The organism is Phenylobacterium sp. (assembly GCF_030679875.1).
Classification (GTDB): Bacteria; Pseudomonadota; Alphaproteobacteria; order Caulobacterales; family Caulobacteraceae; genus Phenylobacterium.
This window is the reverse complement of the sequence record NZ_JAUXSP010000021.1, coordinates 30,874-44,159: the sequence shown is the minus strand read 5'-3', so window position 1 is coordinate 44,159 and position 13,286 is coordinate 30,874. Positions and strand designations below refer to the sequence as shown.

Sequence of the window (13,286 nt, the reverse complement as noted above, 5' to 3'; positions counted from 1 at the left end):
ATCCTCCCCCGAACGATTCCACGTTCTTATGGAGAGGCATGTGGACACAGGCTCTGCGAAGGCGCCAGGGGCCTTGACGGAGCCCGCCCGACACCCTTTCAGGCGCCGGGCGGGACAGGGTCAGCCGACGTGGTCGACGCGGATCGTGTTGGTGGCGCGCCAGAAGCAGTAGAAGGCCAAAAGGCCGAAGCTGGCCGAGACGATCAGGGCCCAACGGACCCCCTCGCCAGACCCCATGCCCATGCCAACGGCGAAATAGTCGCTGAGCAGGCCGACAGCCAGAGGGCCAAGACCCAGGCCGATCAGGTTGATGATGAACAGCAGGATGGCTGAGGTGGTCGCCCGCATATGGGGCGGCACGATGGACTGGGCGGTGCCATAGACTGGGCCATACCAGATGGTGCCCATGAGGCCATTCACAGTCAAAAGCACCAGGGCGAGCGGCACGTTGCCCACCGTCATCGCGGTGATGAAGACCGGGATGGTGATCAGCGAGGCGAGCGCCGGGGCGACCATCTGCGCGCGCAGATCGCGGGCGGCGAACTTGTCGGCGATGAAGCCGCCCAGCCAGGAGCCGAGCGCGCCGGCGGTGCCTGACATCAGGCCAAGCGCCAGGCCGAGGAATCCGATGGACTGCAGGTTATAGCCGACCGTGGCCCCGACCGTAGAGGCCAGGGACTGGACCTGATCGGGGTAGTTGCGCAGGAAGAACGAGGCGGTGAACGGCGCGTGGCCATAGCCGATGAAGGCTTTGATCGCCGCGGCGAACGAAATGTACCAGAAGGTCTTGCGACCTTTGAGGAACTTCATGGTCTCGGGGAAGGTCGCCGAGTTGGCCTGGATCTTGGTGGCCCGGCGCGCAAGCTCCTTGCGGGGCTCAGGCAGGGTGAAGATGGCCAAGAGCGCGAACAGAATCCCTGGGACGCCCGCGACAAAGAAGGCCACCCGCCAGCCGTAGGCGTCGGCGATGAGGCCCCCGAGGATCAGGCCCATCAGGCCGCCGATGGGCGTACCCATCGAGTAGAAGGCCAGAGCTGTGGAGCGGTTCTCCTTGGGCACGTAGTCGCTGATCAAGGAGTGGGCCGGCGGGGTGCAGCCCGCCTCGCCCACACCAACGCCGATCCGGAACAGGATCAGCTGGAAGAAGTTCTGCGCCACGCCGCACAGGGCGGTGAAGCCGCTCCAGACCGCCACGGCGGTGCCGATGATCAGGGGGCGGTTGCCGCGTTCGGCCAGGCGCGCGATCGGAATGCCGAGCACCGTGTAGAACAGGGCGAACGCCAAGCCGCTCATCAGGCCGAGCTGCCAATCGGCGAGACCAAGGTCCTGCTTGATCGGCTCAGCCAGGATGTTGACCACCTGGCGATCCAGGAAGTTGATCGTATAGATGCCGAGCAGCAGGCTCAGAGCGTAGGTCCGGACCGGTTTGGCCAGGGGCGTAATGCCCTCCGGCTCCGCCGTGCCAGCGGCCGGATTGGTCGCCCCGGGGGCGGTGGTGTCTGTCATGGAAGATGTCTCCTGGGCGGAAGGCTTCTTATCGTTAGGTCCACTCTAGACAGTCTCTGCCAGGGTTGGGCAAGTGCGATACCCAGATTTCGAGGAGGCGGCGATGGAGCTGATTATCGGTACGCGACGGTGGTCGACCTGGTCGCTGCGGCCCTGGCTGGCCCTGCGCAAGACCGGCGCCGCCTTTACCGAAACCGAGGTCGAGCTGCGGCGGGGCGAGGCGACCCAGGCCGACCTGGCGGTCTATGCGCCGTCCGGCCTTGCGCCGGTCCTGAAGGATGGAGACCTGACGATCTGGGACTCTCTCGCCATCTGCGAGTACCTGGCCGAGAAGTATCCGGCCGCTCATCTCTGGCCCGTCGACCCGTCCGCCCGGGCCCAGGCTCGGTCGGCTGCGGCTCAGATGCACTCGGGATTCATGGCGCTGCGGAGCGAGTGCCCGATGGCCCTCGACCAGGTCCCGGAAGCCAGAGCAGTGTCGCCAGCCTGTCAGGCCGACCTCGCAAGGCTGGCGCGACTTTGGGATGAGATGCTGGGGCGGCACGGGGGGCCGTTCCTGGCGGGCAGTTGGTCGATCGCCGACGCCTTTTTCACCCCCGTGGCCACCCGCCTGCGCACCTACGGCCTGAACCTGTCCGACTATGGCGATCACGGGGCCGGGAGCGCCTATGCCGCCCGATTGCTGGAGGACGAGGACTTCCGGGTCTGGGAGGAGGCCGCCAGGGGGTAGGAGAGGAGGCTCGTCAGGTTTAGACTAGGGGCCGGAGTTTCCAATGTCGCACAAGGCCCTGACCACCCCATTTCGTCCCGTCGCGCTTATCGCCCTGTCAGCGCTCTGGCTGGGAGCCTGTGAGGCTCCCGCAAACCCGCCCGCCGCCACCGCAACGCCGGTCAAGGCCCTGGCGGCGGCGCCGGCCGCCAAACCCTTGGGGCAGCGGGCGGATTTGAGCGCCATGTCTGCGACCTACCGCTGCGCCAACGGCGAACGGCTCAAGGTCTCCTATCGGACCCAGGATGCGGCGATGATCACCTATCGCGGGGAGACCCGGTTTCTGCCGCTGGCGCGCTCAGCCAGCGGCGCGCGCTATGCCGGAGACGGGTGGCAGTGGTGGATCAAGGGGGAGGCCGAGGGGACGCTCAGCCGACTGACCTCAGACGCCGCCGTAGCGCCCGGCGCCGGGGTCGTCTGCAAGGTCGAGATCGCCCCGCCGCCTGCGACCCACGTCAGGGCGCCGGAGAAGTAGGATGGCCGCCGCCGCGCCCTGGCCTTTGCGAGGGTTTGATGATAGAGTGACGACATATTGCATGGGTTCGGTTGCTCTCCACGCTTGTTCTTCGGATCGAGCCCGAGCCTATTTCGATCCTCGACCGCAATTTTGAATTTTCGCGCGCCGCCTGGCCGGGGGCGCTGTCGCCTATGCATGACCAGCCCGGCCCTGAAATTCGCCCAGGACCTCTGGTCCTGCCGAACTTGAGAGGATGACTATGTCGACCCTTGAACGCGCCTATTTCCTCGCCCGCTCCGGTGAGGTCGCCGACCTCGCCCAGCTGAAGACCCGCCTGAAGATCGAGGGTTGCCGGGCGGTTGATGCGCTGCTCGCCACCTATTCGGTCCGCCGACACCTTCAGGCCATCTGTGCGGCCACCTTCCATCCGCCTGAACCGACCGACACGCCCCCCGAAGCCGCTGAGGCGGCGCAACATGATGAAAGCTCCACATGAACCAAGACGAACGCACGGGTTTCTCTGAACGCCTGAAGACCGCCGCGGAGGCCAAGAAGGCCCTGCTGGCCAAGATGAAGCCCAAGGCGGCCGTGTCCGACCCGCAGTTCGCCGAACGCGCCGCCCTGCGCGAGGCAGAGCTGGAGCGCGTGCGCCAGGAGCGCCAGGCCACCAAGGACGCCAAGAAGCTGGCCGCCGCCGAGGCTGAAGAAGCCGCCCGCCTGGCTGAAGAAGCCGTGGCCGCCGAAGCCCTCGACGCCAAGCGCGGCGAACGCAAGGCGCGCAAGGCGCTGACCAAGGCCGAACAAAAAGAAGCTCGCGACCGTCGCTACGCCGCCCGCAAGGCGCGCCAGTAGACAGATCTGTCGACGTCGTCCAGGCCTGGGCGCGGCTCGTTCCGCGCCCAAACCGCCCACGCGCTTTACTCGCTCCAGCTTCAAGAATTTGAGCGCGTTTCCCCCGTAAAGCCGGGTGAGCTCATAGGGATCGCGCTCTGGATCATCCCAAGCGCCACGAAGCTTGCGACCCCGTCGCGACCGACGCCCGGTGACCGTAGACGGTGATGCGCAGGGTCCGGCCCGCCGCGATGGCCTGACGGGCCATATCCACGTTGACGGCGTCCCGCAGGCGCTTTCGAAAAGCGCCGCGCTCGCCCGCCATCCGATGCGTCTGAAACATCATGGTGCAAGCGAAGGTCCGCTTCAAATCGCTTCGAAAGCCGTTTCCAGTTGCCGCAGGCGTCCGGTCATCGCGTTCACGACCGATGAGTGAATGTCAGCATGGAAGTCTGCCGGCATGCGGCTGAGGGCAAGTTCCGCCGCCGGGAGTGCATCACGGCGGACCTCATCCAGAACCTGTCTGATGATCGCCTGGCCGAGACCTGCTTCCTTTGCCGTCTCCACAAAATGACGACCATGCACATCGAGGATTTTGTAATGACGGTTCGCTCCAACCGACATTGCCAGCTTGTATTTGTGGTGCGGGATTTGCCTCGCATCGAATGCGGGCTGCGCACTTAGAACGTCATAGAATGGCGTCAGCTCGAAGCGGCCGCCGGGCCGGATAAAGACGCTGAAGTTCTTGCCATGCCCGTCGGTGGCGCCGATCAGCCAGAAGATGATCTGACTCTTGAAGAAGGCAGCCTGATCCTTGAGCGGCTCGTCGCTGCCCTGGAGCAGCGTGATGATGTCGACCGCGCTCGGGCCTTGTTGGTTTTGATACTTCCGGCTCGAAGGTATCGACAGCGCCTGACAGCAATCCTCCTGCGGAAGACGTAGGAGTTGGCTATCGCCCCGCCAGCGCCGATCAAAGCGCTCGACGACGAGAACACGGCGCGCGCCGAACGTCGCAATCTCTGTCTGGGCGACCTGGAAGCCGAACCCTTCCAGAAGTTTCAAGCAGTAGTGTTCGTTCTCGACGCTGTTTGACAGATCGATCAGGCCCCAAGGCGTCGGGATTTCTCCTAGCTGGGGTTTGAGGATGTGGGTCGTCGGCGTCGTGCCGATCGGGCGTTTCCAACGGCCCTCATGAAACAGCAACGCCGTTTTTTCCTGAGCGCCCGCCACCGAAATCCGAAACTCCTGTTCGGTATCGATGCCGAGCGGTGCGCGCGCGAGGTTAGCGAGGATAGCCTCGATCTCTTCGTCGCTGACCGGCTCGCCTTCAATCGGTTGGAATGCGTCGATCACCATGCCGTCGGGCAGGAACTGCATGGCCCCCACACAGTCGCGGCCGATCTGCTCCAACAGGCTGTAGGAATCGGCGCCTTGCGCGCCAGTCTTCTCAGCTATGAGGCGGCGAACCGTCGGATTGTCCGGCAGCAAGTTGTCGAAAACCGCCACAACCTGCTCGCCCCGGAAGGTGGCCTTTCTTGGCGGTAGCGACAATGAGATCGGGAAGTGTGGCGGCCAGTCGAGCCAACTCTGGTCATACTGAAACGCGATTGCGCCACCTGGCTCTTTCTCCAATCGCCCGACCAGACGATTGTTGATGAGCACATTGAGCGGCGCATGGGTCTTGCGACGCCCCATCAGAAGATGTCCTCGATATCGGTGGATGAGCTTTTCGATCGAGGACCAATTGTCATTTCCAGATCAAGCGCCGCGAGCAGATCGCAGATCGATGAGATTTTTGCGCCGTTGTGGCCGCTTTCGATCTTGGAAATCAGCTCTTGGCGCATGCCTGATCGTTCGGCGAGTTCTGTCTGACTCATCCCCTTCAGCTTTCTAAATCGCTGTATGAGGTTGCCGACTTGGCCCGGGGAGCGAGCTATCCGGTTCATGGGAGTCTCCTTCCCACTGGTTATGCGAGAAATCGCATAAGATAGCAATATGTGATTTCGAGCATATAAACAAGATATGCGTAAACCCGCATAAAATGGTTCTATGCGCGTTTCGGCATAAGGTTCGACTAGGCAGTTGGTGGGAGAACTTCCGCGCTAATTAGCGCAACCATTAGCTCCCATGCCTGTGAGACGAAAAATTACGAGGCTTTTCCGTTACTTCTGAGAACCTATATCAGACTTGAAAGCCGGCGGAGATGAACGGCGCGGTCTCAGGGCCCAGCGGCGGAGGTCGATGATGGCCAGCGATCGGCCAGGGGGTGACGCGCGGCGTCAGCTCGCCCTCGGTTGGGCGGTCATCATGGTGGTGGCGGGCGCTATCTATCTGCTGAACGTGCTCGGCTTCTCCCGCGGTGGGCGTGAGTCCGTCGGACTTCATCTCATCTATGAGGGGTCAAGCTGGCTGGCCATCGCGCTGCTGGCCTGGGCGCCCTTTTTCATACTGCGCTGGGGCCAGCCGCGGGCTCTGGTCGCCGCCATGGCTGCGCATGTCTTGGGCGCGGGATTGTTCGCCTTTGGGCATGTAGGCTTATTCATCCTGTTACGGGCCGCGGCCTTCGCGATCCTGGATGATCTGGCCGAGGCGGTGGCCGAGTTCCGCTACGGACGCACCGATCTTGGCTGGTCAACGGCGCCGCCGTGACCGGACTGGCGCCCGAAGGCTCAGGCGATTGTCGATCGCGCTGGGCGACCTTTCGGCGCCGCTGTCACGCCGCTATCGCGAAGCCCTCCACCACCTTCGTCAGGCGCGCTGAGCGGCTCAGGCGGTCTCGATCGGTGGCTGGAAGAGGCCGGCGGGGGAGGCGGTGAAGATCTCGGCCCCGTCCTCGGTCACACCGATGGAGTGCTCGCATTGGGCTGAGAGGGACTTATCGCGGGTCACCGCCGTCCAGCCGTCGGCCAGCACCTTCACCGCCGGTTTGCCCAGGTTCACCATGGGCTCGATGGTGAAGAACATGCCCGCCTGCAGCACCTCGCCTTGGCCCGGTTGCCCGAAATGAAGGATGTTGGGCGCGTCGTGGAACACCTTGCCCAGGCCATGGCCGCAGAAGTCGCGGACGACGGAGCAGCGCATGGACTCCACATAGGACTGGATGGCGTGGCCGATATCGCCGGTGGTGGCGCCGGGCTTCACCGCCGCGATGCCGCGGGCGATGGATTCATAGGTCACCTCCACCAGCCGCTTGGACCGGGCCGAGACGGGACCAACCCCGTACATACGGCTGTGGTCGCCGTGCCAGCCATCCAGGATGGCGGTGACATCAATATTGGCGATGTCGCCCTCACGGAGCGTCCGCTCGCCAGGGATGCCGTGACAGACCACGTGATTGACCGAGATGCAGACGGTCTTGGCGTAGCCCCGATAGAAGAGACAGGCGGGCAGGGCGCCGTGATCGAGGATGAACTCCCGCGCCATGCGGTCGAGATCATCGGTGACGACGCCAGGAACCACATGGGGGGTCAGCATGTCGAGGCACTCGGCGGCCAGCCGGCCAGCCTTGCGCATGCCTTCAAAACCTTCGGGCCCATGGGTGCGGATCTGGCCGTCGCGGAACTCGGCTTCAAGAACGTCGGTGGTGCTCATGGCGGTGCGAAACTCCCGGTCCGACGGCGCCCGGCCTGCCCGGCGGGCGGCGGCGGCGTCGAAACGTCTGAATGAAGGCTATGTCGCAATCTTAGCACAAAACTTCAACGGCCGCCGAGCCTCGCCAAGGGACCGCAGGCGACGGTGCGGCGCCCGTGACCAGCATGGCCGAGCTTACCTGACCGAAACGTCACTTGCGGCGAGACAAGGATAACGGCGATATCAACCCAGCAGCTTCGCCTTGGGGGCGAACGTCGTCGGCTGAACTTCGTCTGCATCCTAAGCTTCGCCGTTCAGCTTCAGGGGGTTCACAGCGTCCGCCATGTCCCATGACGACCAGACGGCCACCGCGCCCAATCCGAACCCGACGGCCTTCGCCGCCCAGGCGGCCCCGCCCCCTGGCGCGGCTGACATCCCCAATCGCATCACACCGCCAGCCACGCCTGCCACGCGGCCCGAGCCGATCGGCGCCCGCGACGGCATCCTGCGCCCGATCCAGGAGAGTGACTATTTCACCCTGGATCCCGAGGCGATCTCGGTCATCTCCGCCAACATCGACCAGTATTTCAATCAGGCGCTGGACATCTTTCCGTTCTGGGAAACTGAGAACAAGCCCGACCGCTTCCATGTCCTGTTCACCCGCCAGATCGAGGAACGCTTTCCGGTGGACGCCGACATTCGCGGGCGCATTCACGGCTATGGCCGCCGGGTGTTCGGCGCGCTGCTGGTACATGTGGGGATCAAGCGACTGACGCAGGGGCTGGCGCTGATCGGGTTCGCGGCCATGGCGGTGCTGGGGCCAACGCTCTTTGCGCGGTGGATGGGCGATCAGGTCCAGGGGCTGGCCCTGGCTGTCCTGGGCATGTTGATGACGGCCGGCGTGTTCTACGGCGTCTCAGCCATCCTGTTCATCCAGTACCGGTTCCGTCTGGAAAACGATTCCTACGAGCTTTCGCGGGAGATCGTGCAGCGCACGCGGGAGCTGCAGAACCTGTTCACCAACGCTCGCGCCATGGCCGATCAGGCCGAAACCCAGTTTCAGATGGACGGCAAGGGCTGGGGCCAGCGCGCTCTGTTCTTGACCCGGCTGGTCATGTGGATCGGCGCGCGGATGGAGTATCTGGAGAAGTACGCCCAGATGGAGCTCTGGCGCGTGCGGCGCGAGCGCTACTGGATGCGTTGGGTCGGCCGGATCACCACACCGCTTGTCCTGATCATCTGGCTGGCCATTTTCGCCTTTTGGCCCGCCCCGGAGGGGAATGAGGCCGGCTTCCGCGGCTTGCAACTGGTGGCGCTGATCATGGGCGTGGTCGTGTCCTGGATATCCTACGTCCGGTGGCAAACGCCGACCGCGGCGGTGAAGGACAAGCTGGGTCTGGACGGCTGGGTGCGCTTCGCTTCGCTGGACGTCGACAACACCATTGGCGACCAGGTGCGGCGCGACAAGGAGCGGCTGGTCGAGTACCGGGCCCTGACCCGCGGGCGCTAGATTGTCAGCCGGCCACCCCGTCCAGGGCCAAGGCCCGGCAGGATCGCGAGGGCCCCATGTTCAGAATTTCGCAAGCCAGGCTACGGCTTTGACGCTGGCCGCCGTGAGGTTTGCGGCGAGCGTCTCTTTGGGGTGGCTAGCCAGCGAAGGCGTCGGCGCCCGTAAGGGCATGAATTTCTAGCCTGATCTGACGCGCCATAGCGATAGGTGAGGTTGATGCGCATACCGGCGCCCGTGCTGGCTTTGATCAAGGCTCACGGCCTCCCCTTCGGTTTGGCGAAAAGCGTCTGCGGACCAGCCGGCAGAGTGCGGATGCTGGCGGTCTTGGCTTACCGATGCGGCGGCGTTCACAAAGTGCAGCCCTCGCCGCCAGCCGGCATAGGCCCGGCCTTGATAGGCGAAGGTGAGGGCGTGACCCCGTAAGTTTACCGAGGCCGCGGCGCTAGGAGTCCCAGCTCGATGGCTTGCGAAACCGCCTGAACGCGGGTCCTGACCTCCAACCTCGCGCAAGCTTCGGCGATGTGACAATCAACCGTTCGGTGTGAGATGCCCAGGATCACGCCGATGTCGTTGGAGCTCTTCCCGGCCTGGGCCCATCGCAGACATTCTAGCTGTCGGTGGGTCAGAAGACTCTCTGAGCTAGGCGTACGATCGGCTCGGCCGCGAGACTGCGCAAAAACGTCGTCCTGCAACAACCCTCGAGCCTGATCAAAGGCGTTGATGATTTCGGCTGCGGTCAGCGCGCCCATCTCGGCGCCGATGTCTGCGTAGAGGTCTTCAACAGCGCTGACGGCGATCGAAACAGCCTTATTGTCGGCGCAGGCCAGGGCCAGGCCCGGATTGGCGCCTCCAGCACAAAGGATAAGCGCCATCCCGTCGCAGTCGGTGGCTTCCGCAAAGGCCTGGAGCCGCGCTGGGGAGGCGCCGCTGAGGTCAGCCTCGAAGTTCTGGTAGGTCCTCACAGGCAGTCCCATGGCGCGAGCGACGGTTGCGACCCCAAGGCCGCGTCTCTGTCGAAGGGCTCGCAGCACGTCAGGTAGAGAGAAGGGGGTGGTCGCGCGGGGGGCGTCAGGCTCCGCCATGGGCATCCAGGGGCACAACTTAAAATAGGATTTCGGGGGACCGTTCCCCAGGGCGTCACTATTTCGCCAATGGGTTTGTTTGTATAGAGCCGGGTACAAAGCTCACATGGATGTGCCGGAATTCCGATCCAATACGCCAAATATTGGCGGATTGTGAGTCGGCGAACCTCGCGCCGGGTTGCTCCTGAACGTCCTAACTCAGAGGCTTTGCTGTCCAGATCGCCGAAGAGTCGCAACCCTAGGCGGCGTGGTGTCAAAGGTTGATGGACAGGTGATGAGACTGAGAGATCCCTACGGCGAGGCGGTGAGCGCTATCCGCACGCAAATGCGGTCTGGCGCTTTCGTCCTGGGCGAACAACTCACGGCCGCAGAGGTTTCTCGGAGCCTGAATCTCAGCCAGACCCCCGTGAGAGAGGCGTTTGCGAGGCTTGCCGGAGAAGGGCTAATCGATGAGCGACGGGGCGCGGGCTTCTTTGCCTGGCGGCTTGACGCGGTCGACCTGGTGGAACTCTACGACCTGCAAGCGACCTACTTGCGCGCGGCCTTGGCGCCCCAGTTTCCGCAGGGACCCGGGCGATGGGGGGCTGCAGCTGACCTTGTGGAGTCCCTGGCGAGGTCTGAGCCGCTGGCGGCCACCGAGCAAGTCTTCCAGCGCCTGGTTCAGGAGGGCCGCAACCTCGCCCTTCAGCGGGCTCATCTATTGCTGGCTGATCGACTGGCGCCGCCGCGGCGTGCGGAGGCTGAGGTTCTGGCGCTCGCCGCGCTCGGTGAGGAGTGGGGCGAGCTGGGCGCCCTGCTTAGGGGCTGCGCCTGCGCCGATCTCCTCATTTGGGTCGAACAATATCACCAATCACGCCGTCATCGGGCGCCTGAGATCGTGTCGGCCATGCGAAGCCGCGCCAAGGCGGGGCATCTATAGTTGGCAAGCCCCAGGGTTATGGTTTGAATGAACTTTCCCCCAGCGCTTCCCTGGTTGCGCCGCACCTCTGCGGCGGAAACTGAAGGGAGAAAACCCATGACCCCGACCAAATTCCGGGTGATCAGCCTCGGAGACGCCCGCGTCCTCACCCGCGGCTCGATCGGTGAGAATGTCGAGCTTGATGCTCGGCCGCAGCCCTAAGGGGCAAGGGGCGGCGCTGTCTTGCGGCGCCGTCCCGTCGGCCATGGATTCACACCGCCTCTCAGACGACGTCTACGCCGCGATCAGGGGCGAGGATCTCTTGCTGCTGAGCCTTGCGTCAGACCAGTACTTCTGTGTGCCCGCCGCAGGCGCTGGATTGCGCCTCATCGCAGGGAGCAGTGCGGTCGAGATCGGCGATCACGACCTCGCCGACGTGCTGGTAGGCTGTGGTTTCGTGGCGACCTCAGGACCGCCTGAGCCGCGGGCCGTGATGCCAGGCCCCGTGCGGCAGGAGGCCGGCCGAGGGCCTCGTCCTATGGGTCCTTTGGTGACCGTCCAGCTGGCCGCCGCCGCCGCCCTGGTGGCGGCCAAGGGGTTTCATGGTCAATCCTTTGCTCAACTGGTGAGCGCAGCAAACGCGCGGTCGGGTCAGGGGCGCACTGACCTTGTCCGGGCGGCCGACCTGGGTTGCCGGTTCGCCACGGCCCTGCCTTGGGTCCCCTCTCAGGGCGACTGCCTCTACCGATCCTATGTGTTGCAGGCGCTTCTCGCTCGGGAGGGACTTGCCGCTACATGGGTCTTCGGTGTGCAGACTTGGCCTTTTGAGGCGCACTGCTGGGTGCAGATCGAAGACATGGTGCTCGATGACACCTGCGACCATGTGAGCGCCTTCACCCCGATCCTGGCGCTCTAGATGAGCGGATTTGTGCTGACTATTGGCCGTCCGGACCAGGCGCCCCCTTGGCTCTCCAGGCTTCGCCTCGAGCCCGGAGCCGGATGGGCTCGCCAGGCGCTCGGCGACGACGTCGATGTTTTCACGCAACCCGGGCCGACGCGGTGCGCCGTGCTGGCCGGGGGCCCAGACCTATTGTTGGGTGACGTGCAGGTCGATGGACGTCATCAGCCGCAGGGCCTGCTCCATCCCGCTTGGGACGGACCTAAGGAACAGGCCCTCGTGATGACCAGGCGGGCCTGGGGCGACTATGTGCATGTGCGGCTTCCCAAAGACGGCCGCCCACTGTCCATTTTCCGAGCACCTTCAGGGGGCCTGGAGGCTGTGACCTGGTTGCATGACGGGGTGCGTCTGGTCGCCTCCACCTTTCCAGACTGGTTTGAGGCGGCCCTGCCGAAGGCCATGGCGGTGGACTGGCGCCAAGTCGCTGGCGTTCTTGGCAACCCCACCCAGCACACGGGCGAGGTCTGCCTGACAGACCTGCAGACCATTTCTCCAGGTGGGTTGTGGGTCGAGGGGGCGCTTCATCAGGTGTGGACACCGGCGGCGTTCGTGGAGCGCCGCCGAAATAGGGTCGATTGGGCGCCCGATCTTCTGGCCACAGTTGACCAAGTGGTGAAGCCTTGGAGCCATGCTCGGATCCTGCTGGAGATATCGGGCGGCTTGGATTCAGCGATTGTGGGGTCGGCCCTAGCAGCCTGCGGCGGTGAAATCACCTGTGGCCTCAACTACTACGGCGGTGATCCTCAAGGAGACGAGCGCCCTTATGCCCGTGCGGTCGCCCAGCGGCTGGGTGTCAGCCTAACAGAGGCGCCGAAGGCGCCTCAGCCTCTGGATATGGCCGCCCTGGCCGTTTGCTCGGGGGACTTTAGGCCAGCGCTCAATAGCTTCGACCACATCCACGATGACCATGTGGCCGCCCTTTGCCGAGCCCTTGATGTGGAGGTCATCCTAACCGGGCAGGGGGGCGACAATGTCTTCTTCCAAACGCCAACCCCTTGGATCGCGGCAGATCACCTTGCGCGCGCCTCGGTTTCCGAGCTGGCGGATCTAGCCCGCTGGCAGGGTCAATCCATCTGGAGCCTGTACGCGGCAGCCTGGCGGGCGAGGTGGGACCGCCCTGCGCCGAAGTCGCGGCCTGACGTCCTGACGGAGAAAGCCCGTGGACTCGCCGCCCAGGCCGCGCCCCACCCATGGCTCTGCGACCTCGATCAAGTGGGACCGGCAAAGCGGCTACAGATCGAAAGCCTGGCCAACGCCCTGATCGTTCATGGTTCAAGCCGGCGCGGTGCGGCGGCGCGGCTGCAGCACCCGCTGCTGGCCCAACCGCTTCTGGAGCTTTGCCTGGCGATCCCGGCCTTAGACCTGACGGCCGGTGGCATTGATCGGGGGCTAGCGCGGCGTACCTTTGCCCACCGTATCCCCAAAGAGGTCGCCCAGAGACGAACCAAGGGACGGCTGTCGGCGCACTACGGTCAGATCATCGCTCAGAGCCTGCCGGTCCTGCGGCCCATGCTGCTTGAAGGCCGCCTGGTCGCTGAAGGTCTTGTACAGGCTGATCGTCTTGAGGAGTGGCTGAGTGTCGATCATCTCATCTGGCGCGGGGGGTATGGCGTCTTGGTCAACCTCATCATGACGGAGCTCTGGGTCACGGCTTGGGAGCGGCGATTGCAGCTCCCTAGGTGATCTTCCTGGTGACGGCGCCACC

Annotated in this window: 14 protein-coding genes; 9 read left to right on the top strand and 5 right to left on the bottom strand. The window is 64.4% G+C overall.

Annotation, left to right across the window (positions count from 1 at the left end):
* Positions 1–120: 120 nt before the first annotated feature.
* Positions 121–1,506, bottom strand: coding sequence for an MFS transporter (locus Q8K84_RS13675; protein ID WP_305283246.1), 1,386 nt, complete (start codon positions 1,504–1,506; stop codon positions 121–123).
* 103 nt (positions 1,507–1,609) lie between these two features.
* Between Q8K84_RS13675 and Q8K84_RS13670 the strand changes: the two genes are divergently transcribed.
* The 4 genes from Q8K84_RS13670 to Q8K84_RS13655 all read left to right on the top strand — a co-directional run bounded on the left by Q8K84_RS13670 (position 1,610) and on the right by Q8K84_RS13655 (position 3,584).
* Positions 1,610–2,236: a glutathione S-transferase family protein gene (locus Q8K84_RS13670; protein WP_305283245.1), complete on the top strand. Its 627-nt coding sequence runs from the start codon at positions 1,610–1,612 to the stop codon at positions 2,234–2,236.
* Between the two features lie 43 nt (positions 2,237–2,279).
* Positions 2,280–2,750 carry an MliC family protein gene (locus tag Q8K84_RS13665; protein WP_305283244.1) on the top strand — a complete coding sequence of 157 codons (471 nt, stop codon included), beginning with the start codon at positions 2,280–2,282 and terminating at the stop codon, positions 2,748–2,750.
* A 241-nt stretch (positions 2,751–2,991) separates the two neighbouring features.
* Positions 2,992–3,228: a hypothetical protein gene (locus Q8K84_RS13660; RefSeq protein WP_305283243.1), complete on the top strand. Its 237-nt coding sequence runs from the start codon at positions 2,992–2,994 to the stop codon at positions 3,226–3,228.
* Complete coding sequence (locus tag Q8K84_RS13655) at positions 3,225–3,584, top strand: DUF6481 family protein (protein WP_305283242.1); 360 nt, start codon at positions 3,225–3,227, stop codon at positions 3,582–3,584. Before Q8K84_RS13660 ends, Q8K84_RS13655 begins: the two co-directional genes overlap by 4 nt.
* Before the next feature lie 345 nt (positions 3,585–3,929).
* On the opposite strand, the gene Q8K84_RS13650 is transcribed toward Q8K84_RS13655, so the two are convergent.
* Complete coding sequence (locus Q8K84_RS13650; protein ID WP_305283241.1) at positions 3,930–5,258, bottom strand: type II toxin-antitoxin system HipA family toxin; 1,329 nt, start codon at positions 5,256–5,258, stop codon at positions 3,930–3,932.
* A complete protein-coding gene (locus Q8K84_RS13645; RefSeq protein WP_291838469.1) occupies positions 5,258–5,509 on the bottom strand; it encodes a helix-turn-helix domain-containing protein in 252 nt (83 codons plus the stop codon). Before Q8K84_RS13645 ends, Q8K84_RS13650 begins: the two co-directional genes overlap by 1 nt.
* Positions 5,510–5,807: 298 nt before the next feature.
* On the opposite strand from Q8K84_RS13645, the gene Q8K84_RS13640 reads away from it, so the two are divergent.
* Positions 5,808–6,212, top strand: a complete 405-nt coding sequence (locus Q8K84_RS13640) for a hypothetical protein (protein WP_305283240.1) — start codon at positions 5,808–5,810, stop codon at positions 6,210–6,212.
* Between the two features lie 117 nt (positions 6,213–6,329).
* Here Q8K84_RS13640 and map read toward each other — a convergent pair whose 3' ends face one another.
* Entirely contained in the window at positions 6,330–7,154 is an 825-nt protein-coding gene (gene map, locus Q8K84_RS13635) for a type I methionyl aminopeptidase (RefSeq protein ID WP_305283239.1), read from the bottom strand.
* A gap of 322 nt (positions 7,155–7,476) precedes the next feature.
* Between map and Q8K84_RS13630 the strand changes: the two genes are divergently transcribed.
* Positions 7,477–8,643 (top strand): hypothetical protein, encoded by a 1,167-nt coding sequence (locus tag Q8K84_RS13630; protein WP_305283238.1) that lies wholly within the window; start codon positions 7,477–7,479, stop codon positions 8,641–8,643.
* A 425-nt stretch (positions 8,644–9,068) separates the two neighbouring features.
* Here Q8K84_RS13630 and Q8K84_RS17450 read toward each other — a convergent pair whose 3' ends face one another.
* The gene (locus Q8K84_RS17450) at positions 9,069–9,725 is read right to left on the bottom strand and encodes a LuxR C-terminal-related transcriptional regulator (protein ID WP_370867870.1); all 657 of its coding nucleotides are present in this window, start codon (positions 9,723–9,725) and stop codon (positions 9,069–9,071) included.
* Between the two features lie 274 nt (positions 9,726–9,999).
* Here Q8K84_RS17450 and Q8K84_RS13620 point away from each other — a divergent pair, with 274 nt between their 5' ends.
* From Q8K84_RS13620 to Q8K84_RS17445, 3 genes are all read left to right on the top strand, one after another.
* Positions 10,000–10,644, top strand: a complete 645-nt coding sequence (locus Q8K84_RS13620; protein ID WP_305283237.1) for a GntR family transcriptional regulator — start codon at positions 10,000–10,002, stop codon at positions 10,642–10,644.
* Between the two features lie 244 nt (positions 10,645–10,888).
* Entirely contained in the window at positions 10,889–11,539 is a 651-nt protein-coding gene (locus Q8K84_RS13615; protein ID WP_305283236.1) for a lasso peptide biosynthesis B2 protein, read from the top strand.
* Entirely contained in the window at positions 11,540–13,264 is a 1,725-nt protein-coding gene (locus Q8K84_RS17445; protein ID WP_370867869.1) for an asparagine synthase-related protein, read from the top strand.
* The last annotated feature ends 22 nt before the right edge of the window (positions 13,265–13,286 follow it).

Coding starts and splice junctions, on each gene's coding strand:
- Q8K84_RS13660 (WP_305283243.1), top strand. CDS start 2,992: ATGTCGACCCTTGAACGCGCCTATTTCCTCGCCCGCTCCGGTGAGGTC.
- Q8K84_RS13620 (WP_305283237.1), top strand. CDS start 10,000: ATGAGACTGAGAGATCCCTACGGCGAGGCGGTGAGCGCTATCCGCACG.
- Q8K84_RS13630 (WP_305283238.1), top strand. CDS start 7,477: ATGTCCCATGACGACCAGACGGCCACCGCGCCCAATCCGAACCCGACG.
- Q8K84_RS13675 (WP_305283246.1), bottom strand. CDS start 1,506: ATGACAGACACCACCGCCCCCGGGGCGACCAATCCGGCCGCTGGCACG.
- Q8K84_RS13645 (WP_291838469.1), bottom strand. CDS start 5,509: ATGAACCGGATAGCTCGCTCCCCGGGCCAAGTCGGCAACCTCATACAG.
- map (WP_305283239.1), bottom strand. CDS start 7,154: ATGAGCACCACCGACGTTCTTGAAGCCGAGTTCCGCGACGGCCAGATC.
- Q8K84_RS13640 (WP_305283240.1), top strand. CDS start 5,808: ATGGCCAGCGATCGGCCAGGGGGTGACGCGCGGCGTCAGCTCGCCCTC.
- Q8K84_RS13615 (WP_305283236.1), top strand. CDS start 10,889: ATGGATTCACACCGCCTCTCAGACGACGTCTACGCCGCGATCAGGGGC.
- Q8K84_RS13665 (WP_305283244.1), top strand. CDS start 2,280: ATGTCGCACAAGGCCCTGACCACCCCATTTCGTCCCGTCGCGCTTATC.
- Q8K84_RS17450 (WP_370867870.1), bottom strand. CDS start 9,725: ATGGCGGAGCCTGACGCCCCCCGCGCGACCACCCCCTTCTCTCTACCT.
- Q8K84_RS13655 (WP_305283242.1), top strand. CDS start 3,225: ATGAACCAAGACGAACGCACGGGTTTCTCTGAACGCCTGAAGACCGCC.
- Q8K84_RS17445 (WP_370867869.1), top strand. CDS start 11,540: ATGAGCGGATTTGTGCTGACTATTGGCCGTCCGGACCAGGCGCCCCCT.
- Q8K84_RS13650 (WP_305283241.1), bottom strand. CDS start 5,258: ATGGGGCGTCGCAAGACCCATGCGCCGCTCAATGTGCTCATCAACAAT.
- Q8K84_RS13670 (WP_305283245.1), top strand. CDS start 1,610: ATGGAGCTGATTATCGGTACGCGACGGTGGTCGACCTGGTCGCTGCGG.